The organism is Limosilactobacillus sp. C0001E2, from assembly GCF_056590915.1.
The window spans coordinates 168,852-190,740 of record NZ_JBWPXC010000002.1 but is presented as its reverse complement, the minus strand read 5'-3'; the positions used below and the strand labels follow the sequence as shown (position 1 = coordinate 190,740).

Annotated in this window: 21 protein-coding genes, 5 tRNA genes, 1 pseudogene and 1 riboswitch; of the genes and pseudogenes, 4 read left to right on the top strand and 23 right to left on the bottom strand. The window is 40.4% G+C overall.

Annotated elements, in window-relative coordinates:
* Positions 1-268 precede the first annotated feature (268 nt).
* Positions 269-1,594 carry a type I glutamate--ammonia ligase gene (gene glnA, locus AC1EKL_RS03155; RefSeq protein ID WP_480189946.1) on the top strand — a complete coding sequence of 442 codons (1,326 nt, stop codon included), beginning with the start codon at positions 269-271 and terminating at the stop codon, positions 1,592-1,594.
* Between the two features lie 86 nt (positions 1,595-1,680).
* On the opposite strand, the gene AC1EKL_RS03150 is transcribed toward glnA, so the two are convergent.
* The 12 genes and pseudogenes from AC1EKL_RS03150 to AC1EKL_RS03095 all read right to left on the bottom strand — a co-directional run bounded on the left by AC1EKL_RS03150 (position 1,681) and on the right by AC1EKL_RS03095 (position 8,346).
* Positions 1,681-2,544 carry a YitT family protein gene (locus AC1EKL_RS03150; RefSeq protein ID WP_480188326.1) on the bottom strand — a complete coding sequence of 288 codons (864 nt, stop codon included), beginning with the start codon at positions 2,542-2,544 and terminating at the stop codon, positions 1,681-1,683.
* Between the two features lie 190 nt (positions 2,545-2,734).
* The gene (locus tag AC1EKL_RS03145; RefSeq protein WP_480188327.1) at positions 2,735-3,166 is read right to left on the bottom strand and encodes a hypothetical protein; all 432 of its coding nucleotides are present in this window, start codon (positions 3,164-3,166) and stop codon (positions 2,735-2,737) included.
* A gap of 74 nt (positions 3,167-3,240) precedes the next feature.
* Positions 3,241-3,576 carry a hypothetical protein gene (locus AC1EKL_RS03140; RefSeq protein ID WP_480188328.1) on the bottom strand — a complete coding sequence of 112 codons (336 nt, stop codon included), beginning with the start codon at positions 3,574-3,576 and terminating at the stop codon, positions 3,241-3,243.
* Positions 3,577-3,688: 112 nt separating this feature from the next.
* The gene (locus AC1EKL_RS03135) at positions 3,689-4,513 is read right to left on the bottom strand and encodes a hypothetical protein (RefSeq protein WP_480188329.1); all 825 of its coding nucleotides are present in this window, start codon (positions 4,511-4,513) and stop codon (positions 3,689-3,691) included.
* Between the two features lie 157 nt (positions 4,514-4,670).
* Positions 4,671-4,744, bottom strand: a tRNA-Pro gene (locus tag AC1EKL_RS03130).
* A gap of 69 nt (positions 4,745-4,813) precedes the next feature.
* Positions 4,814-4,887 (bottom strand) — tRNA-Arg (locus AC1EKL_RS03125).
* A 5-nt stretch (positions 4,888-4,892) separates the two neighbouring features.
* Positions 4,893-4,964: transfer RNA gene (locus AC1EKL_RS03120), tRNA-Gly, on the bottom strand.
* Between the two features lie 128 nt (positions 4,965-5,092).
* Positions 5,093-5,175, bottom strand: a tRNA-Leu gene (locus AC1EKL_RS03115).
* A 5-nt stretch (positions 5,176-5,180) separates the two neighbouring features.
* Positions 5,181-5,253 (bottom strand) — tRNA-Val (locus tag AC1EKL_RS03110).
* A gap of 68 nt (positions 5,254-5,321) precedes the next feature.
* Positions 5,322-5,949: pseudogene (locus AC1EKL_RS03105) on the bottom strand (deoxynucleoside kinase).
* 176 nt (positions 5,950-6,125) lie between these two features.
* Positions 6,126-7,541, bottom strand: coding sequence for an amino acid permease (locus AC1EKL_RS03100; protein ID WP_480188482.1), 1,416 nt, complete (start codon positions 7,539-7,541; stop codon positions 6,126-6,128).
* 128 nt (positions 7,542-7,669) lie between these two features.
* Positions 7,670-7,847: riboswitch (Lysine riboswitch) on the bottom strand.
* A gap of 40 nt (positions 7,848-7,887) precedes the next feature.
* Positions 7,888-8,346: a GNAT family N-acetyltransferase gene (locus AC1EKL_RS03095; protein ID WP_480188330.1), complete on the bottom strand. Its 459-nt coding sequence runs from the start codon at positions 8,344-8,346 to the stop codon at positions 7,888-7,890.
* Between the two features lie 42 nt (positions 8,347-8,388).
* On the opposite strand from AC1EKL_RS03095, the gene AC1EKL_RS03090 reads away from it, so the two are divergent.
* Positions 8,389-9,189 carry a lp_1002 family arylesterase gene (locus AC1EKL_RS03090; RefSeq protein ID WP_480188331.1) on the top strand — a complete coding sequence of 267 codons (801 nt, stop codon included), beginning with the start codon at positions 8,389-8,391 and terminating at the stop codon, positions 9,187-9,189.
* Positions 9,190-9,214: 25 nt separating this feature from the next.
* Here AC1EKL_RS03090 and AC1EKL_RS03085 read toward each other — a convergent pair whose 3' ends face one another.
* From AC1EKL_RS03085 to AC1EKL_RS03070, 4 genes are all read right to left on the bottom strand, one after another.
* A complete protein-coding gene (locus tag AC1EKL_RS03085; RefSeq protein WP_480188332.1) occupies positions 9,215-9,889 on the bottom strand; it encodes a phosphatase PAP2 family protein in 675 nt (224 codons plus the stop codon).
* A gap of 83 nt (positions 9,890-9,972) precedes the next feature.
* On the bottom strand, positions 9,973-10,428 hold the full coding sequence (locus AC1EKL_RS03080; RefSeq protein ID WP_480188333.1) for a threonine/serine exporter family protein: 456 nt from the start codon (positions 10,426-10,428) through the stop codon (positions 9,973-9,975).
* A gap of 12 nt (positions 10,429-10,440) precedes the next feature.
* The gene (locus AC1EKL_RS03075; protein ID WP_006916585.1) at positions 10,441-11,190 is read right to left on the bottom strand and encodes a threonine/serine exporter family protein; all 750 of its coding nucleotides are present in this window, start codon (positions 11,188-11,190) and stop codon (positions 10,441-10,443) included.
* Positions 11,191-11,332: 142 nt separating this feature from the next.
* Entirely contained in the window at positions 11,333-11,989 is a 657-nt protein-coding gene (locus tag AC1EKL_RS03070; RefSeq protein ID WP_480188335.1) for a metal-dependent transcriptional regulator, read from the bottom strand.
* Between the two features lie 135 nt (positions 11,990-12,124).
* Here AC1EKL_RS03070 and AC1EKL_RS03065 point away from each other — a divergent pair, with 135 nt between their 5' ends.
* A complete protein-coding gene (locus AC1EKL_RS03065) occupies positions 12,125-13,030 on the top strand; it encodes a cation diffusion facilitator family transporter (RefSeq protein ID WP_480188336.1) in 906 nt (301 codons plus the stop codon).
* 19 nt (positions 13,031-13,049) lie between these two features.
* Here AC1EKL_RS03065 and AC1EKL_RS03060 read toward each other — a convergent pair whose 3' ends face one another.
* The 3 genes from AC1EKL_RS03060 to AC1EKL_RS03050 form a co-directional block, all read right to left on the bottom strand.
* Positions 13,050-13,745, bottom strand: a complete 696-nt coding sequence (locus AC1EKL_RS03060) for a VIT1/CCC1 transporter family protein (RefSeq protein WP_480188337.1) — start codon at positions 13,743-13,745, stop codon at positions 13,050-13,052.
* 17 nt (positions 13,746-13,762) lie between these two features.
* Positions 13,763-14,446: a VIT1/CCC1 transporter family protein gene (locus tag AC1EKL_RS03055; protein WP_480188338.1), complete on the bottom strand. Its 684-nt coding sequence runs from the start codon at positions 14,444-14,446 to the stop codon at positions 13,763-13,765.
* A gap of 172 nt (positions 14,447-14,618) precedes the next feature.
* Entirely contained in the window at positions 14,619-15,086 is a 468-nt protein-coding gene (locus AC1EKL_RS03050; protein WP_480188339.1) for a universal stress protein, read from the bottom strand.
* A gap of 213 nt (positions 15,087-15,299) precedes the next feature.
* Here AC1EKL_RS03050 and AC1EKL_RS03045 point away from each other — a divergent pair, with 213 nt between their 5' ends.
* Positions 15,300-16,835 carry a multicopper oxidase family protein gene (locus AC1EKL_RS03045; RefSeq protein WP_480188340.1) on the top strand — a complete coding sequence of 512 codons (1,536 nt, stop codon included), beginning with the start codon at positions 15,300-15,302 and terminating at the stop codon, positions 16,833-16,835.
* 61 nt (positions 16,836-16,896) lie between these two features.
* On the opposite strand, the gene AC1EKL_RS03040 is transcribed toward AC1EKL_RS03045, so the two are convergent.
* The 4 genes from AC1EKL_RS03040 to AC1EKL_RS03025 form a co-directional block, all read right to left on the bottom strand.
* Entirely contained in the window at positions 16,897-18,120 is a 1,224-nt protein-coding gene (locus tag AC1EKL_RS03040; protein WP_480188341.1) for a CPBP family intramembrane glutamic endopeptidase, read from the bottom strand.
* 139 nt (positions 18,121-18,259) lie between these two features.
* Complete coding sequence (gene rnjA, locus AC1EKL_RS03035) at positions 18,260-20,104, bottom strand: ribonuclease J1 (RefSeq protein WP_480190195.1); 1,845 nt, start codon at positions 20,102-20,104, stop codon at positions 18,260-18,262.
* Positions 20,105-20,290: 186 nt separating this feature from the next.
* The gene (locus AC1EKL_RS03030) at positions 20,291-21,457 is read right to left on the bottom strand and encodes an MFS transporter (RefSeq protein WP_480188343.1); all 1,167 of its coding nucleotides are present in this window, start codon (positions 21,455-21,457) and stop codon (positions 20,291-20,293) included.
* A gap of 69 nt (positions 21,458-21,526) precedes the next feature.
* Positions 21,527-21,871 (bottom strand): hypothetical protein, encoded by a 345-nt coding sequence (locus AC1EKL_RS03025; protein ID WP_480188344.1) that lies wholly within the window; start codon positions 21,869-21,871, stop codon positions 21,527-21,529.
* Between the last annotated feature and the right edge of the window lie 18 nt (positions 21,872-21,889).

Here is a 21,889-nt window from a genome sequence, read left to right as displayed (position 1 = left end):
TTTACTCCTACAAATGATCCGTTCTGATTACACAATCATACATTTCTCCTTTAAACCAGTAAGGTCCCAATCTCCGCCTTGCTGTTTTTTTTCGTTCTTTATTTAATTAACCCCACTCCCGTGGATAAATTATTATCTTAATTAGGTAGACCGCTTTCACTTTAAGATTTACTTGCTTTCTTCACATCTATTCACAGTCGCCGAATTTCGTATTAGTATTGCACCATACTTTTTGTTAGACCAATTTAAGCATAAGGGAGATTAAACTATGTTAACAGCAAATGATGTAAAAAAGATCGCCAAGGATGAAGATGTACGCTACCTTCGGATGAGCTTTTCCGATGCCGATGGTGCTTTTAAAAATATTGAAATTCCAATTACACTTTTAGATGATGCCTTAAATAACAAAATTAAAATTGATGGTTCCTCCATTGACGGTTTCTTACCCATCGAACACGCTGACATGTATCTATATCCAGATCCATCGACGTTTGTGATTTACCCATGGACAGATGGCGTTAACAAAACTGCCGCACTCATTTGTGACGTTTACAATGTTGACGGTACCCCTTATGCTGGTGATCCACGAGGCATCCTGAAAAAGAATCTGGCTGAAGTTAAAAAGATGGGCTTTGACACTTTAAATATCGGTGCTGAACCAGAATTCTTCTTATTTAAACGGGACGAAAACGGTCATCCAACCATGACCGTTAACGATGATGCCTTCTACTTTGACACAGAACCAAAAGACGAAGGTGAAGCATGTCGCCGAGACATCACAAACGTTTTAATGGCGATGGGATTTTCTATTGAAGCTTCCCACCACGAAGCTGCGGCTGGTCAACACGAAATCGATTTTCGCTTTGACGATGCATTGCATACCGCAGACAAAATTCAATACTTCAAATTAGTAGTCCGCGAAATTGCTAAAAAACATGGCCTAGCTGCTACCTTCATGCCAAAACCTATTACTGGGATCAATGGTTCGGGAATGCACTTCAACCAATCACTATTCAAAGGCAGCGAAAACGCTTTTGATGATCCAGAAGGAACAAAGGGATTATCATCAACCGCCCTGCATTATCTCGCTGGACTCTTAAAGCATGCGCCTGCATTTACCGCAGTTGCTAACCCGACTATTAACAGCTATAAGCGATTGGTTCCTGGCTATGAAGCACCAACTTACATTGCTTGGGCAACTGATAACCGAACCCCACTTGTTCGTATTCCAGCCGGTCGGGGAAAGGTAGCTCGGCTAGAATTACGCTCCGGTGATCCATCTGCTAACCCTTACATTTTCATTGCCGCAATTTTGGCAGCTGGTGCCGATGGTATTGAAAATGAATTAGCGGCCCCCGCACCAGTCGAACGAAACATTTATAAAATGAATGCAGCCGAACGGGATGAAGCACAAATCACTGAATTACCTGGGTCACTAGACCAAGCCATTGCTAACCTGGAAAATGATGACATCCTAGTAAATGCCTTAGGAAACACCTTCGTTGATTTCTTCGTTAATTCTAAGAAGAGCGAACTGTTAGCTTACAAAACAAATGTCTCTAGTTGGGAACATAATAAATACTTTAATGCTTAAATGAAAAAAGTCGTAGCGAAGTGATGTGCCCTACAATCGTTAGATTTCTTGTCTAACGATTGTAGGGCACTTTTCATACGGCTTTTTTACATAGAATAATGACGATACTTACCTAATTCCACGTCCGAGCGTTGAATGCTGATAAAGCCTTCTGGGTCTAACGACTTTACCATTTTTTTAATAAATGCTAATTGGCCGCGTGGAGTAACGACTAAGATAACATCCGTTGGCTCACCCGTATAAGTACCAATACCGTGAAGTAGTGTTGCTCCGTGAGCAAATCCCTGTAGTGGCTTAATCAACTTTGCTGCATGTTTAGTATAGATTGTTACACTAACATCCGTTTGTGAAACGTACATGTAGTCCATCAAACCATTGGTAACTAACATGCCAATTAAACTATAAACTATCCGTCCGGGGCCAAAAAAGATTACTGCACCCAGTAAAATAAAGCCGTTAATAACATTTGCAAACATTCCGACATTTTTGTGAAATCTTTTTTGACAGTAAGTAACGAGAATATCCACCCCGCCAGTTGTAAAGCCATTATTAAAACACCATCCAACGCTCATCCCAATTAGTGATGCCCCCACTAATGTATTCGTTAACGGTTCAGTTACTAGCGATACTTTTGGAATAACCGCTAAAAAGATAATATTTGCTAAGACTGCTAATCCGAAGAAAAGAATGTACCGGATGCCAAAAACCCGCCAAGCAAAAATAAACAGCGGAATGTTAAAGATTGCCATTAACAGACTCATGCTCACGTGAATATGAAACAGCATGAAAACCGTTTGTAGCAATTGCGATAATCCCAGCAACCCAGATGAATAAGAATTCGCATGCATTAAAAACATATTGATTCCAACTGCTGACATTATCCCATAAACCAAGGCGATCCAAATTCTTTTGATAGTTTCTAAAATTTCTCTACGCTGCTTCACGGCCATAACAATCCCTCTTTTCACTTGCGTTCGTCTTCATTTTATCATTTTGCAAACGCTTTAAAAAGACGAGATAGTTAATTTTGTTAATAAGATACCATTAATTATTCGGCTGATCGTTCACTCTCACTATAAATAAAATGAGGACGTGATGGCGAAGCAATCAAGAACTTCGCTCACATCCTCAAAGATTATTTTAACGTTCTGTGGCTTGTGAAAGCACATCCGTGTTTCCATTATATACATAGTGATCCACAATACTATCTACTTGCGGATCTTGATTAGCCCCTTTGATATAAATCTTAAAAACATTGGGCGTATTAGTTGGCGTTACATAAATTTTGTCGCCACCGTTTAAATTAACATTTTTGAGTTGTGCAACTCGAGCTACTACTTGTTCGGTAGTCATTACTTTATTTTTCTGACTTTGTTGACCAGCCTGTTGACTCGAACTACCAACCGTTCGATTTTTGTTAGTACGATTAGTACTGCTACTGCTTTGTGCATCCTCACTCTTATGATTAGATGAAGATTGTGAACTAGTTGTCGTTTGACTGTGATTATTAGCAGAATTATTTTGATTTCCACAAGCAACTAACAAGATACTCAGTGTAAAAGTTCCAATCACTGTAACTATTTTTTTTCATTTTAATCCTCCCGTTAACAAATCTGGATGCATTTTCCCATGATTACAGCGGTTTGTCAAAGTTCTTCAACATCACGAGCATGTTTGGGCTTTAACATTGGCTGATGATCATTTAAAGCGGCTGATTTGTCTTTTTGGGTCAATGACCAAATAGTCATTGTACTGTGGATTACATATGCGACCGTGGTCACCGCCCATAAAAGAACTGCAAATAGCCACCGCTCAATGAGATGATCCGAATAAAAATTTTCGACATCATTAACATGGCCTACCGCAACTAATTCGCCCATTGCAACTCCTAGCGTAATTATTAGCCAGGCAAACGACAATATTGACATTCCAAGGAGTGTCGTATTTAGAACTCGCACGCGAGTTTTCTTAGTGATCTTCATCTAATATTCCTCACTAGTAAATATTTTTTATTATTTTACATTAAATCACCATCAAAGAAAATTTATTAAACTTTTTCAGTCGATACATTATTTAGGGTGTCTAACCATTTTTTTAATTTGAATCTCGAAATGTATAACTACGCTCATCCCCTAACAACACTTTGCTTTCATCAATTTCCTTAAGAATCTTATTAAAGTCAATATTTTCGCGGATTGCCTTTAAAAAGACCAGTAAATCTTTCATTTTTCTGCGTTCTTGACGAATGGAATGAATCTTATCAATTAATTGAACCTTTTGTTGATCGGTGAGTTGACTGAATTCGATAAAATGCATTAAGTCAATCATTTCCGAATGATCAATTATAAAAACCTGTTGAGTTAGCTGTTTAGCATAATTGCTTGCTCTCAGTAAAACATCCAATGCGTCCATAACTTCCTTTTTGGACACTTCTGACTTAGTACTTATTGCAGTCGTTAGTTGAATCGTTTCAATTAATTTATCTTGATTAGCATCAAAAATTGCTAATTGGGCTTCTCCGGATTTGTAATAAGCTAGTGCCTTAGCTCGACAGTCTTCAAGATGATTAAAAACGGATTTCTTATTGTTATTAAATGCTGCAAAAGTACCCTTGGAAGTTAAAAATAACCAGGGATCATTTGCTCCTAACCGTCTTCCTAGGCAATAACTAACCGGCAATGCAAGATCTGTCAATGGTGAATAGGAAACTGTCGGATCAGCGGAATTTACAATCTTACAATTATGGAGAGGGTGCGTCCGAAACTTAGTAGGGTATTTTTTTAAGGCGTTTTTCAATGCCCGCAGTGCCACTTTTTTCGATTGATACTTCATTAATCTTTGTTTCGATTTAGAAAAAGTCTTGTCCAATGTCCAAAACCATTTATTTCCCGCTTGTGACTGATAAACAACATAGAACAATTCATTCAGCTCCCTATTTCTCAATAAAAGCGTCTTGGCGAACACATGTTTTATTTTACCCGAACATTTGCAATAATTCAATCGTTTAAATGTACTAAATAAAAAAGCTGTTATATCAAGGTTTTACCTTTCTATAACAGCTCTTACTATGTATAAATCGGAAATACAAGATTCGAACTTGCGACCTCTGCGTCCCGAACGCAGCGCTCTACCAAGCTGAGCTAATTTCCGAAATTAAGGTGATGTCTTACAAAATAAGCGTAGCAAATTCTTTTAAGAATTCTGCCACGCATAAGACAATGCACCCAGCAGGAATCGAATCTGCAACCTTCTGATTCGTAGTCAGACACTCTATCCAATTGCGCTATGGGTGCAAAAAAGCGGAAGACGGGATTCGAACCCGCGACCCCCACCATGGCAAGGTGATGTTCTACCACTGAACTACTTCCGCATAAAGTATTAATCTCTTTCAACAGTTTTTAATGATACTAGTTTTATTGATTGGCGTCAATAATAAAACCAAAAATTTATTATAAAACTGCAATAAAAAAGAGCTACCCTCCGGTAACTCCCTTCCAATGCGGATAAGAGGATTCGAACCTCCACGCCATAAAGACACAAGAACCTAAATCTTGCGCGTCTGCCAGTTCCGCCATATCCGCATCAATGGAGGATACAGGGCTCGAACCTGTGACCCTCTGCTTGTAAGGCAGATGCTCTCCCAACTGAGCTAATCCTCCAAAACAAAAGTAACTTTAGTTAGTTTAAGCTACTTCACTTTACTCGTCAAGCATTATTTAAGATTCAACTATTCGAGCTTATGGTCGATTAATTGTAAAACCTCATCTGCTGCTGTCGAATCTTCAACAAAGTCATACTGATCGCCATTAATTACCATCTTCGGACTTAGATCATACTCGTCATACCACTTTTGGTAACGTGCATTAAGTTCCTTATAATAATTAAATAGGCTGGGGTCCGTATCAACCTGTTCAAATGAACGACCACGCTTCTTAATTCTATCCAGCATCGTTTCAAACGACACTTGAATATGAATTAAAAGATTTGGCGCCTTTTGATGACGCTCGTCAGGTAACTCTTCCATCATATTTATCAAGCAATGAAGTATAAATATCCGATTCCGTATGTGTGGCTCGGCCCAAATCAGCATTCAACCTAAATAGCAAAGAATCTTCAAAAATCGAACGGTCTAATACATTTAAGTCATTATCAAAGGAACCCTTAATTTCGTCTAAACGTCGGTTTAAAAAGTAAATCTGTAAAAGAAAGCCATACTTTTGTGGATCTTTATAAAACAATGGCAAAATTGGATTATCATCAACCGATTCAAAGAATGGCTGACTATTTAAATGTTGGGAAAGTAGCTTAGTTAAGCTTGTTTTACCTGCACCAATTGTTCCAGCTAAGACGATCATAATGAATAGCTCCTCCATTTGAATTCTATAAAACGACAAGCACCATTGTATCATTAATTTATGCGCTGCGCTGAAAAATATTTACTTATTAATCAGACGATGGTTCATCAAAAAGCTATCCTTGTTCCAGGTTCACCTATAAAATAAAGAGGTTGAAAATAAAATTTTCAACCTCTTTATTTATCTTCCGTTTCATAGCTTTCACCCTTTGTCTTCCGTGAAAGATCTACTTCTTCTAACGGAATCAAATGGCTGCCATACTTTAGTTTGTAGTACAAATATAGAACGATAAATACTGGAATTGTCATGTAAGTAACCGCAATGCTTTGCCAATCAAACTTGACAAAGGCATCTAGATTTTGGCACAGAATGACAACAATACATAACCCAAAAGCAAAAAGTGGCCCAAACGGGAATAATGCAGCATGATAAGTTAATTCACTCACGTCGTGACCTTGCTTAATAAACGCCCGTCGGAAACGGAAATGACTAATGGCAATCCCGAGCCAAGCAATAAAACCGGATAACCCAGAAGCACCAATCAAGTAGTTGTAAGCTTGCGGGCCAATAAATTGAGTAAACCAAATCAGTAAACCAATCACAGTCGTTCCAACTAAGCCATAAATTGGAATTCCGCGCTTATTGACATAGCCAAACATCCGCCATGCAAAACCTTCACGTGCTTGAGAGAATAACATCCGTGTTGAAGCATACATCCATGAATTAGCGGATGAAAGTACAGCGACTAAAATAACCGTGTTCATAACACTGGCTGCCGCAGCTAATCCCGCCCGCTTAAAGACTAACGTAAATGGACTGGTTACAATATCCGTCACATCTGAGCTGAGCAGATTTTTATCAGTATAGGGCAGGATACATGCAATTACAAAAATGGTGCAGATATAGAATAATAAGATCCGCCAAAACGTTGATTTAATTGCTTCAGGAACACTCTTTTCTGGATTTTCCGATTCCCCAGCAGCAATTCCAATCATTTCTGTTCCTTGGAAAGAAAAACCAGCAACCAGAAAAACATTCACAATTCCAGAAATGCCATGGACAAACGGCGCCTTTTTATACGTAAAGTTTTGCAAATCTACAGGACCGCGGCCACCCATAATTCCAAGAATTACTAATACCCCCACAATTAGGAAAACCACTACCGTGATAACCTTAACTAACGCAAGCCAAAACTCTGTTTCGCCATACGACTTAACTGATAAATAATTAATTAAAAAAATTAATGCAAACGTGATTCCGCTAAACACCCATGAGGGAATATGAGGAAACCAAAAGTTCATTACCAAGCCAACCGTTGTCGCCTCGACAGGAACAGTAATGGCACAATTCAGCCAATAATTCCAGCCCAGTGCAAAACCTAATGCCGGACTTACAAACTTGCTTGCATAAGCAGCAAATGAACCCGTTAATGGAATATACGTCGCCATTTCTGCCAAACTGGTCATTAAGAAATACACCATGATTCCCATAATGGTGTACGCAATTAAAGCCCCACCAGGACCAGCAGAAGTAATCGCCGACCCACTTGCAATAAAAAGTCCGGTCCCAATTGAGCCTCCCAACGCAATCATGGATAGGTGACGCGTCTTTAATGAACGGTGAACTTGACCGGTTGATTGTTGATTTTTTGCCACAATAATCCTCCAAACAAAAAAAATCTTCTCTTGAGTACGCTCAAAAGAAGACCATATTTAACTGGAATTCTTGAAGCGCCCCGTAAGTCTTCTTACGACAGTCCGCAAGCTTTCGCATTACGTCCCAACCTTTAACTAGGACAAACTAGTTATGGTTTCGGCAGTCGCCCCTTTCACTCATCGTCACTGTTTGCCCAATATTAACGATGATTACTCATGACAGCTGCATCCTCTTCTACATTTAACATTCATATTATACATGAATTTACTTTTCTAGCAACCCTTAGTCATTTACCCATCGATACTGAACCGATGTTAATTCAACATTTTCTTTTTGGAAATGATTATTCTCTAGTACTTGTTGGGAGGCTCGATTATCAATCGCTGTTTGAGCAAAGAGCGTTTGGTAGTCTGTCCGCTGCAGCACCTTGCTTAGCATTCTCGTCATAATATGGCGATTTTGGTAACCCGGTTCAATGAAGTACCCCAGTTCTCCGTCATCATCATTACCAAAAATTGCAATGATTCCCATTAATTTTTGATCATCAAAAATCCCATAGAGTTCATCATCAGTTAACCAATTGTTTAATGCCCATCGTTGAACGGTAGAATTTCCCATTAACTTTAACCCAGCATTTTTTGCTGCATCGCTAGTATTAAGGAGCTTCAATACCTCAGTTATGTCTTTAGTCGTTAATCGTTTCGCATGGATGATCAATTTTAAATTCTGTTGTTTTTCCATTATAATTACCTGTAATTATCAAACTGTGAAAGGTCAATTTTTATGAAAATAACCCAATACCAACTGAATAATCCTAATTATTCCACAAAAGCAACTTTAACTGCTTATCTGCAAACACCCACTCCTGGTAGTCCGCTTCAAAAATTTCCCGCTCTTATTATCGTCCCTGGCGGATCAATGACCCACATTCCAGTCGCAGAATCCGAAAAAACAGCGATTGCCTTTGCTGCACACGGTTACCAAGTCTTTATCCTCCGCTATACATTTTTGAATGAAGCCGAACCACTTTATCCAAAGCCATTATTAGATCTTGCAACCGCTGTACAGTTAGTCAAGAATCACCGTGTTGAATGGTCTATCGACAAACGTCTTTTTATCCTTGGCTTCTCAGCTGGCGGTCATATTACTGCCCTATACAATGATTATTGGTCAACTTCTTGGTTAAGCCAGCTTTGCGGAATTACCAATGAAGAAATGCGGCCTACCAAGATTGTTCTTGGCTATCCAGTTATCGACCTCAATGCTGGCTTTCCTGATGAAAAAATCATACCGCAATGGACTGATAATCCCAGAAAATACTCGGCCAGTTATCATGTTAACGCAGCAAACGTCCCGACTTTTATCTGGCACACATTGGACGACCCATTCGTCCCCGTCCAAAATGCGTTTAATTATTCTATGATGCTTCAAAAAAATAATATTTCCCAGGAAATACATATCTTTGCTCATGGTCCCCATGGAATGGATATTGCAAATCAATTGGTGGCACACCATCCAGACGGTGATCAACCCCATGTTGCCCATTGGGTCACGCTAGCCAACGAGTGGCTACTAAATTATTAAAAAAGTCGGGATGGCCCCGACTTTTTTAATAATATGAATGATGAACAATCCGCCAACTACTAATTCGTGGTGCAAATGCAACATACAGGTATTCAGCAATTTGTAACCAAGTGTAACCTAGCAGCATCGCTCCAATCGTATCAAATGGATAATGAGCCAATAAATACACCCGTGATACAGCCAATAATGCTACAAAGATAATTAATAGCAATTGACAAATTACCCGTAAGGCTGCACTCCGGAATAACGGAATCACAACTAAGAAAAGAACTGCGGCAACTAAGAAAAATCCTAAAACATGTCCACTAGGGAAACTGTACCCATCGTCTTTAGCCATGTGTTGCGCAGGACGTGCCCGCTTAACGATGTGTTTCACGATGAACCCTAATACATCACCGCCGATGACGGTACAAATGGCCCACAGAGCCGGAATCTTATACTTAAATCCCCATAAGAAAAAGGCAATAATAAAAGTCCAAACCAGGTCCATCTTGGGGCTCCCTAAGAAGCTAATCAAGACCATTAAAGAACGTCCACCACTATGAACGTTTGGATGAGTACTAGCAAACAATGCCTGCAAAACCGTATCAATCGTCCCACTGAGCATTGAATTCTTATAAATCATTGCAGCAACAACGATGAATAATACACCACTAACAACCAGGCGTTTCCATCGTCCGGAATCATTTTCAATTAACATAATTATAACTTCGTCTCCTGTTGAGTTTGTCTTGTTGAGTATACCACAAATCCAATAAAGCTAAGTAGTTCTTAAATAGATCATTACCGATTTTTCCATTTTTTAGGTCGATAATGTAATGCTGCATTAATGACGTCCCCTAATCCAAAGCCGAGTGTGATCGCTCCAGCAATCACAATTACTTGATACAAGTATGACATGGCTGCTCCATTATTTCCCAATACAAAATTTCGTACCACTTGATATGATTGTCCGCCGGGCACAAAAGAAACCAAGGCTGGAACATTAAAAATAATCATCGGTAAACGGAAACGGCGAGCCGCCATTAAACTCAAAATAGAAATAGCAATTGCAGATAGCAAATTGCTCATCGCCAGTCCCAGGTGAAGATGGTAATACATAATAATATAAAAGATCCAGACAGCACCACCAATGATTCCTCCCGGAAGATAGGCTTTTTTAGGGATGTTCATTAATATTCCAAAACAAATCGTCGCTACATCAGCTAAGAGAAATTCTAAAATCAAATGTAAAACCATCACAGATTCCTCCTATGCATAGCGTAAAACGATCACAATTGCGCAACCAATTGCCATTGCAGTAATAATCGCCTCCAGGGCACGCGTCGGGCCACTAATTAAATTACCCGACACCAGATCCCGCGCCGCGTTAGTTAATGGTACTCCCGGAACTAATGGCATCACGCTACCAATAATGATGTCGTTTAAATTTCCGGTCCAGCCTAGCTTGGTAGTTAAGACTGCTAGAAAGCCAATCAATAGGGAAGCAACAAATTCACCAATATACTTAATCTTGAATTTACGCAATAGGTAAAGGTAGATCCAATAACAGGCACCACCGATTAAAAAGGCCGCCCAACTATCCTTCACATCACCAGTAAAAACAATCATTAGCGTTAAGCTTAAAACTGCTGCCCCTAAACATTGGGTCGTAATTGATAACTGAGGAGTTCCTTTATCAACCTTCTTCAATTGAGTATACATTTCACTTAAACTAATTTTTTTGGTGGCAAACAAGCGCGAAATTTCATTTACCCGGGCCACTTTGCTTAAATCATTATGGCGTGCCCGAATATCAACCGTTTGGGCATTTGACTCATGTTCGGCAGAAACTACAATCCCCGTTACAGTTGTAAAAGCTTGAAAAGCGTGTAATCCTGCATTTTCTGCAATTCGATACATTGTATCGTTCACCCGCTCCATGTTTGCACCATTTTCAATTAATAATTGCCCTGCCAATAGTGAACAGTTAACCGCCAATTGCTTTGGATTATACGCCATCTTACAACCACCTTTCTTTTAACCACCATTCATTATGCCCGTTTTATTTGTAAAATGATAGCTTTATCTAATAAAAAGGAGCGGAATAATGCCGCCCCCTTCATAATGCTTTATTGTTGATGTACCTATGCTTAGGACCCCATCACTTAACTTCGTTAATAAAAATATTGTGAGAAGCCTTAAATGAAACCATAATTTGGCGTTGATCATTGACTCGTTCCACAACAATTGGCCCTTCGAAAGGCTCATGTTTAATAATTTTCAAATGATCATGCAAATTCAATCCCAAGTCTGCTAAATATGTCAACAACTCATGGTTATCTAAGAAGCGTTCAATCACAACTTCTTCGCCATCTTTACCATCGGCTAACAAGCGGTGACTAACGTCAGAAAAATCTCCAGCCGCAGATGGAATAACCCCACCATGCGGACAATTTTCAGGATGTCCCAAGAAATCATCAAGAGCCGTTGCCAAGCGATCACTCGTTTTATGTTCTAAGACCTCCGCTTCAGGATGGACGTCCGCAACATCATAACCCAATTTATCAACCAGGAAGGTTTCCCAAAGGCGGTGTTTGCGGACTAATTCTGCAGCTAATTGAGTTCCCTTGGGAGTTAACGAAATCCCCGCATAAGGTTCATGCGCTACTAAGCCTTCATCAGACAATTTAGTAATCATTTCGGTAACGGAACCCGCAGCAATTCCTAAACCAAGTGAAATATCTTTGTTGGAGACTTTCTTTTTGCCTCCGCCAAGTTCAAAGATAATTTTGAGATAATCCTCTTTCATTGGCGTCATTTATCGCCATCAGCCTTCTTTCGTTTTAATTTACTTTTTTAGTTGAACACAAAATGATTATATCATATTATTAAGGCAGCAAGTTTGGAGAACCTAACTTTTTTGTTATAAATTTAATTGAAGGAGCCATCATTCATGAATAAACGGGAAATTAATGGTCGCCGGTTCTTAGCTGTGACGTTACTAAATGCCACCATTACGGTCGTGGAAATCATTGGGGGAGTCGTTTCCGGTAGCCTTGCACTGTTATCAGATGCTTTTCATAATCTTGGCGACTCGCTATCCATTGTGATGGGCTATGTGGCCCAAACCATTTCAGGACGGCCGGAAAATAGTCGGCGAACTTTCGGATACCGACGGGCTGAAATTCTCTCGGCGTTTCTCAACGCCCTCTTTTTAATTGTAATGTCGATTTTTTTAATTGTTGAAGCGATTCAGCGCTTAGAAAAACCTACTCATATTAATGGTAGAGTAATGTTAATTGTTGCCGTTGTCGGCTTAATCGCCAATCTATTATCGGCAGTCCTGTTGCATGAGGGTAGCCATGATAGCCTCAATATCAAGGCTACTTATCTCCATGTCCTGAGTGATAGTCTTTCCTCGGTTGCTGTCATTATTGGTGCCATTATTTTAATGTACATTAATGTTCCGTGGCTGGACCCACTGCTGACGATTGCCGTAGCTCTTTACATCGCATTTGAAGCATGGCCCATTATTAAAAAGACCATCGAAATCTTAATGCAGTCCGCACCAAAGCTTGATTATGCAGCAATTGAAAAGGACATTTTGGCCATCGATGGTGTAGAAAACATTCACCATATTCATGCCTGGTCAATGGATGAACACCGGATTATCTTTTCAGCACACATTAATTGTCAAGACATGAAAATTAGTGAATGTGAACAGATCTATCATCAAATTGAAAAACTGCTAACAAATAAATACAACATTAGTCATGTTACCCTGCAAGCGGAATGCAAACGGGGACAAAATGAAGAGCTGTTTGATACTAACGATGATGAAATTCATCTATGTCAATAAAGCCAACCGCCTTTTACTATTAGAATAATTTACCGACCCCATAGTGAATCGTAATGGTGATCAAACCAATCACAATGTTACGAATAACTGCTAATTTAACCAGTCCGTTACCTAATTTAGAACTGATAAATCCGGTCAGTGCACTAGTTAAAGCCACTGCTAAAATTGTCATTGACCATTTGGCAACTGTTCCTGGAACAAAAGTCATCGCCATTAATGGTAATAATCCCCCTGCTGCAGCCGCAAACAAGGATGCAAAAGCTGCATCCCATGGATTTAAATAATGTCCTAGTTCAATATCATACTTCACCCGCACCATCGTTTCTAATGGCTTTTTATCCAATAAATCCTTGGCAATCGCTGTAGAAGTTTTTTGCGAAACTCCCTTATTCATGTAATGGCGAGTAACTGCGTCCAATTCATCTTGATATGCCGTCTTTAATAGTTGGCTTTCCCGATCCACAGCTGAGGTTTCAGTATCCTTTTGAGTACTAACTGAAGCATACTCACCACACGCCATTGAAAAGGCACAGGCTAATAAGTCAGATAAGCCCGCAATAAAAATTGTAAACTTGTCAGTTGTGGCCGCCGCTGCCGAAACAAGCACTCCAACAACCGTTAAAATACCATCATTCGATCCTAGCACTCCCGCACGAAGGGTATTCAACTTTTCTTGCATGGTCTGCTTTTGCTTCTTCGTTTTTTTAATATCCATTGCTCATTATTCCTCCACTAGCGTTTTAAGAGCATTCCAATCAGGAACGTTACTCCCATTGTCAATAATCCTGAAATGGTATTTCGCACCACCGACTTGGTTCGCCGTGGATTATCACTCAAAACCGCCGCTAAATAACCAGTAATAACTAGTGCAATCGTAACCGCGATCACCGTGGCCACAATTCGTTGCTTGGGTGGAAAGAGAGTTACGGCAAGCATCGGTAAAATGGACCCTAGTGGAAATGAAATGAAAGATGAAATGGCTGCTGCATAGGGACTTGTAAATTCACGCGGATTAAAACCATACCGCTCCTGAACACCGGTTGCTAATGCATCCTTATCCATTAATTCTTTAGTCGCCTGTTCAGCTAGTTTGGGATCAATATCTTGATCCAGGTATTTTTGTTTGACATAGTCATATTCACCAGCAAAGTTCAGCTTCAAACGCTCTTTTTCTTCAGCAATAGCTTTCCTTTGTGAATCCTTTTCACTGCTAACCGAAACATACTCACCCATACACATCGATATTGTTCCCGCAAGGCTTCCTGATAGTCCCGCAATGAGGATTGAATAGCTATTATTAGTAGCGGCTGCCACCCCAATGACAATCGCCGCAACGGAAATAATGCCATCATTGGCTCCCATTACTGTCGCCCGTAGAACGTTAATCTTTTGTGACAATGACAATTTCTTTGCCATTTTTCTAACTCCCTTAAAATGTTTTTAGAATCATTATAATTTAAACATTTAGAAAAATAAAGTTTTTTGAATTAAAAGCCAAAATATTTTAGAACAGTTTTAAATTATGATTGCATATAAAAAACGTTGTCTGCACTGCGACAACGTTTTTTATCACTGATCAATTTAACTATTATTCTTCTGAATCGGTTCTAATCACAAAAACAGAGGTTCCAGAATGCTTAACCATATAGGAAGCTTGTGAGCCCACTGTGTGCCGGTTACCTGGTTTACCAATGGAACCAACAATTAAGAGATCCGGGTGAAATTCGGGAATAACGTGATTACAAATCCGTTCAGCCGGACGGTCGCCTTCATCAATAATTGCGGTAATCTTCTTTGGATCGACTCCGTAATCAATGGCGGCTTCAACATATTCATTGATGCGTTGTTTTAATTCTTCACGACTAGAGTGAACATAGTCTTTATCTAAGACCTGGTAAACATTCACATCATTGGTTTCATAAACTGAAACAATCCCTAATTCGGCACCGTCCCGCTTAGCCTTATCAACGGCATATGAGAATGCTGCACGCGCATCAGGAGCATCATCAACCCCTACCAGGATTTTTTTAAACGTCTTTGGCTTAATTTCAAACATCGTTGTTTTCCCCTCTCTTCACAAATCAGTCTGACCATTATTGCAATCAACCGATTTCAACATGTTTTCAATAACCATACTACTACTTATTTTCGTTTTGTAAATGATATTTTTTAGCACTGCCTAAACCTTTTTTAAAAAGCACAAAATAATTCTAACAAATCCCCTGAATCGTAGTATGATAAATTTGTAATCATCTAAGGAGGAATTTAAATGGCACACCAAATTATTGATCAATATTTTTATGATGAACCTGCCTATGACTATCACGATGGTGGCTACGTTCCACTAGAAGAACCTACGACACCACAACAGCCATTAAATATTCCAGAAATTCTGCAGCCTGACCAGGAAACTGCCACCGATATGTACTACACGATTACCGCACAAACCGGAGCTGTCCAACTGTTACCAGGCACTAAAACCAAAACGTGGGGATATAATGCTCCCTTACTAGGTAAAACCGTCATTTTCAAAAAGGGCAAAACCATTCATATGCACCTTGTCAACCACCTACCGGAAGTAACTACTTTCCACTGGCATGGATTAGCCATTCCAGGGCCAATTGAAGATGGTGGTTGTCATGCACCGGTCTACCCTGGTGAAAGTCGCGATATCACCTTTAAAATCAACCAACCAGCAGCGATGGTTTGGCTACATGCCCACCCATGTCCATCCACAGCGGAACAAGTCTGGCATGGTCTCGCAGCTGCCGCGATTGTTCAAGATGATCATGAAGCTTCCTTACCATTACCACGAAATTATGGTATTGATGATATTCCGGTGATTCTCCAAGATCGCCGTTTTCACGAAGATAATCAGTGGAACTATCGTGCAGATTATGATCCCGATGGCGTAATGGGTCCCACCCCGATGATCAATGGTACAATTAATCCCTATTTTGACGTTACAACACAGAAAGTACGCCTTCGTTTTCTTGATGGAGCCAACCGTCGTGAATGGCGACTCCACTTTTCTGATGACTTACCATTTACCCAAATTGCTGGTGATCTTAGTCTCCTTCCCCACCCAGTTAAAATGAACAAACTAATGATTACCGCAGCGGAACGGCAAGAAATCGTGGTGGACTTTGGTAACTATCAACCAGGTGATGAAGTTATCTTGTACAGTGATGATACCCCACTTATCCATTTCCGGATTCACCAATTTACACCAGACAATACTAAAATTCCAAATCAGCTCTTCACTACTCCTGACCCTGCAGTGGACCCAGACCTCGGAATTCACTATGTAACCCTTGATGGTTGTGATGAATCAGTAGCGATGAATGGCAAGAAATTTAAGATGGATCGAATTGACTATGAAATGCCGATGAATAAGGTGCAAATCTGGGACATTGAAAATACTAATGACCGTCCCGGAATGATTCACCCATATCACATGCACGGTTGTGCATTTACAGTAATTTCCAGAAATGGGCATGCCCCATTGCCAAACGAAACAGGACTTAAAGATACGGTAGTGGTCAATCCTCAAGAACACGTCCGCATTAAAGTTTGGTTCAATGTTCCTGGTGTCTTCATGTATCACTGCCATATCATTGAACATGAAGATGGCGGGATGATGGCACAAATTAAGGTCATCGATCCAAAGAATCCTGATAAACAATACCACCTCATGAACCATATGACCTTAATGAAGGCCTTTGCGGAAGAACGTGGTGTTTCAATGGATCAACTATGGTTAGGCGGAATGGATTCATACAAGAAAATGGGCGAAACCATGTAATCCGCTTACTCTTTTATAACTAAAAACAACCTCCAGGCTTCACAAGTCTGAAGGTTGTTTTTTAATTAAATTCAAGTCGAAAACCAAAATGTTGATTTTCGCCGATCAGCCGGTCTGCATGACGTTTCATCACGTGACGACGCTTTCCGAACATCATCCAAACAGTGATTGCGATAAAGAGAATCATTTGAAGCACTAACGTAAGCCTATCCATCGCCCCAGCATTTCCACTCATCATGGTTGAATTTGAAGCTGTAAAACTAGTCCAATCCAAAAGAAAATGCATCAGCATCGGAATCCACAGTTGACCAGTATAAAGATAAACCACCGCATAAAAGAGTCCTAATGAAAAAGCACTGAGCACCTGAACCGTGGTCATTGAAAAACTTTGACCAAACAAATTAAAATAGTGAATTAAAGCAAATAACGCGGAACTCAACACGACCGCATATGGGATCCGGTTGGTGAATTTACGAAATGCATACAATGAACAACCTAGAAATCCAAACCGACACAGTGTTTCTTCACCAACTGCGGCTTCAAAAGCCTGCATCGTAAAGGTTCCGGTTGGTCGTTTCCATACTAAGTGATATGACGTTACAATTGTTTGCCAACGGTCACCAGTTCCGTAAGCATTCCAAACTGTAAACCATAGGTCAGCAATAATCAAAATTGCTAACACGATCCAGCTGAATCCCCAACCAAATTGGGGCTTAATTCCTGGCCACGAAAGTTTCCATGCCCGCATGACCGTCGTTACCATCACAAAATAGGAAACAGCACCGACAGCACCTGTACTGATCAAAACAGCAAAGGCATGGGGACCAGTAAACTTAAGCGGAAGTGCAATGCCCATCGCTAAAACAGTATTAAACCACCAGAACAGATAAAAGATACGGGCAACTGTCCACTGCAACTGTCCACCAATCTCACTAGCAAATGGTGCAAACATTACAACATAATAAATCATCCCGAGCGCAACAATTCCCCGCGCGGGTAATTGTAAACGGACAATCAAGATCCGTGTTACCATTCCCCAGACTACCGTTAAAATCAATGGTTGGCAAAGTGCCTGCACCCAACGATTAATTAATTCTAACCAATGGGGTTGCCGATCTAAAATCGAACTTACAATTGCCAATAGCATTATTACCGCAACTGGGATAATGACAACGACCATGCGAATTCCATGATAAGCTTCCCATGCGTCAATCAATAGTAATAAGAATAAAATTACTGCCGATTGAGCTAAGTACCAAATGTGGAGGTAATCTCTTCCTGACATTTTAGTTCCTCCATTCAAAAATAATTGCTACTTCGATAATAACAAACTACGGAACTAATCAAAAGCCTAATTTAAAATTGCGCACAAAAACACCCCCAAAGCTCGAATCTTCCGAACCTCGGGGGAATGTTTTATATGACTACTCCGTAACCGGCGTCTTTTTTTGGGTTCTCTTAGAATCATCCTTGGCGTGACGTTGACCATCCTTTTGTGGACGATGAGCACGATGATTCCGACGGTGACCACTTCCATGATGTTCACGATGGTTACCGCCTTCTTTACGACGTTCATCATCATTTAAAATAGTAACCATGGGAATAATCACTGGCCGACGTCCGGTCCGTTGGTAAAGCAATTTTTGTAAACGGCTAACAATCGTACGGTTAATTGCTCGCCGGTCCGCATGGGCATGGTTCTTGAAAGTATTGAGAATCGCCCAGAAAACTTCATGATTAGCGGCCTTGATCAACTCTTGCGATTCATGCATATAAACGAAGCCACGGGAAACGATATCTGGACCAGCAACAATTTGCTTATCCTTCATATCAATTACCGCAATCGCCGTTACAACCCCTTCTTCTGAAAGCATCCGCCGTTCACGAATTTCAGGGTTCCCAACAGAATCATTGACGTCCCGACCATCAATATATACGTCACCCATGCTATCAATATGATCAGCAATTCGACAGGTATCCTTGGTCAGTGCTAAAACATCACCATTTTGCAAAATAAAACAGTGATCCTTCGGTACTCCCGTCAGTTGCGCTAGCTTGGTATGGATCTTCTGCATCCGGAACTCACCATGAACTGGCGCAAAGAACTTCGGCTTCATTAAGCGAAGCATTAATTCTTCATCAATCTGGCCACCGTGCCCAGAAGTGTGGATATTGTTCACATATCCATGAATAACTTCCGCACCGTCTTCCTCTAATTTATTAATGAGGGCATTGACACTAATGGTGTTCCCTGGAATCGGGTTACTGGAGAAGACAACGGTATCTCCTGGTTGAATACTGATTTGTCGGTGATTACCGTTAGCAATCCGGCTCAATGCTGCCATTGGTTCACCCTGTGAACCGGTACACATAATCATAACTTCTTCTGGCGGATAGGAGTTAATCTCATTTGGATCAATTAATGACTTTTCTGGAATCTTCAAGTACCCAAGCCGTTGACCAGCCTCAATGGAATTCTCCATACTCCGGCCAAAAACAGCAATTTTCCGTCCCTGTTTTAAAGCTGCATCCACTGCTTCCCGGAGACGGTAGACATTAGAAGCGAATGATGCGAAGATAATCCGGCCCTTAATTCGTTCAAATACCCGCCGAATATGAATATCAACCCAACGTTCCGACTTCGTGAACTGTGGTCGTTCAGCGTTTGTGGAGTCTGAAGTCAATAGCAAAACGCCTTCTTCACCCAATTTCGCCATTTGTTGGAAATTAGGTGCTGGCAAGTTACCAACCGGTGTCAAATCAAACTTGAAATCCCCAGTTTGGACAATTGTTCCTTGTGGAGTATGAACTGCTACCCCAAGCGTATCTGGAATGGAGTGTGTAGTCCTGAAGAAACTAACCCATAATTTTTTGAAATGTACTGTATCAAATTCATCAACTTCGTGTAATTCGGCATCACGGAGTAAATGTTTTTCCTCTAACTTACCCTTAATTAAGGACATTGCAAACGGACCTGCATAAATTGGGGCATTGACCTTTTGCAAGAAAAACGGTAGTCCACCAATGTGGTCTTCATGCCCGTGGGTAATAAAGATCCCCTTAATCTTGTCCTTATTTTCCACTAAGTAATCATAATTTTGGATAACGTAGTCCACCCCAAACAACTCGTCTTCGGGAAAAAGAACCCCGCAATCAATAATGACGATTTCATCTTGGAATTGCACACAATACATATTTTTACCGATTTCACCCAGTCCACCGACTGCGTAAAAGGAAACTTCATTATTCTTAATTTTTAACTTTTGCATAATACCTTCCCTTTATCTTTATTTTATAACTTGTATGTATTACCCAAAAAGGGTACGGCAAAAGAGCAGCCATAGATTACTGGCTACTGAATTGATTAATATGTGAAACAAACTCGTTATATTTTTCCGTTCAAAGTAACTAGTGTTAGTTTACCACAAGTGTGATTTCTTGAGAAGAACCTTGTCTTAATGATTGTGGATTGCTCCATCTAATGAACGGTGATAAAACAGATAAACAATGATAATAATGGGTACTAAGAGCATCATTACTGGATAGTACCACCGAACTGGTAACGCACTATCAATAATGCCACCCATAATGGGCCCTAGTGACATTGCGATATCTAACCCCAAATAAAATGTTGATGATGCTAATCCTTGTTCATTTAACGGAGCCAAGAGCAAGGCTGTTGATTGAAGAACCGAATAAATGATTCCGTAACCAACTGCCATGCCCGCAGCTCCCAAAGCCATTTGCCAATTATTATGCATCATTGCCAACATAATTAAGTAAAAGACCATCGCTACCGTACTGGCCAACAGCCACCAACCAAACTTAACCGTATCAAATAAATTTTTAAGCACGATCCGCAGAACCAATAAAATTACGGCATAAATCAAGAAGTAAGCACCAACCGCTACATCTAACCGGCGTTGAGCCACATACGTCACTATATCGGCTTGGGTTGCAAAATAAGGCAACGCAAAGAGCGTAATCAAGATTGCGACCGGTAAGGCATCCCACTGAATTATTTTAAACGACTGTTTGTGATGAGCGGCGCTAATTGGTTGGCCCTTTTGACCAACAAATTGAATCATTACCACCATTAATAACGCCGCTACTGCAGAAAAAAGCATGGCAACCCGGAAGCCCACCTTCTGATAAATGTTAATCGAAATTGCGGGGCCAATGGCCATCGCCAGAGCATTCATCAATCCATAAAAGCCCATTGCTTCACCAACGTGCTCCCTCGGTACTAAGTACGCCAACCAGGTCGTCATACAAACGGTATCCAAAACGTACCCAGTGCCATTAATGAGTCGAAAGACCAACAGTAATTGACTATTCGGGGTTATCACATAACCTAAGACACCAACTAAAATAAAGATGCCGCCGATAAATGACAAACCATACTTTGAAAAACGGTCCGTTAGGTTTCCGGCGACCGGGCGGAGAAACATCGCGGCAATACTCATAATACCAACGATTACTCCAGCCAGAGTCGGTCCGGCGCCTAAACTCCTCGCATAGCCATTCATTAATGGGGTCACAAACATTGTACTGAACATAAAAAAGAACGAGGCGGACATCACTAGCACAACATCTCGACTATATACTTTTGTTTTCTCCATTCAACTATTCCTTACCCTTATTAAAAACAAAAGAGTGGGCGCCAAATTGCCACACTCTTACATTCACAACTAATCTTCAACCGGTAATTGTTCATGAATTGCTTTTTCCCAAGCCGTCCACGTTTTTACCGCTTCACCGTTTGGTTGATATTTCATATCAAGTTTTGCTAACACCCGATCAAATGACGAGCCAACCATCCGCGCACTTAGCGGTGCCAATTGATCAACAGTTTGGTAACTATTTTCACCAAGTAAATGGTTAATCATTGCCAAATCGCGATCATCAGCCAAATTGGAAATTACTTCTAAATTATCATTTTTAAATTCACGAACGTAGTAGTTAATAAAATCTTGGCGGGCCTGCTTTTGGGCATCCGCAGTTAAATCCGTATAATTAACTAATTGCTCACTCACAATTGTCATTTCCTTTCA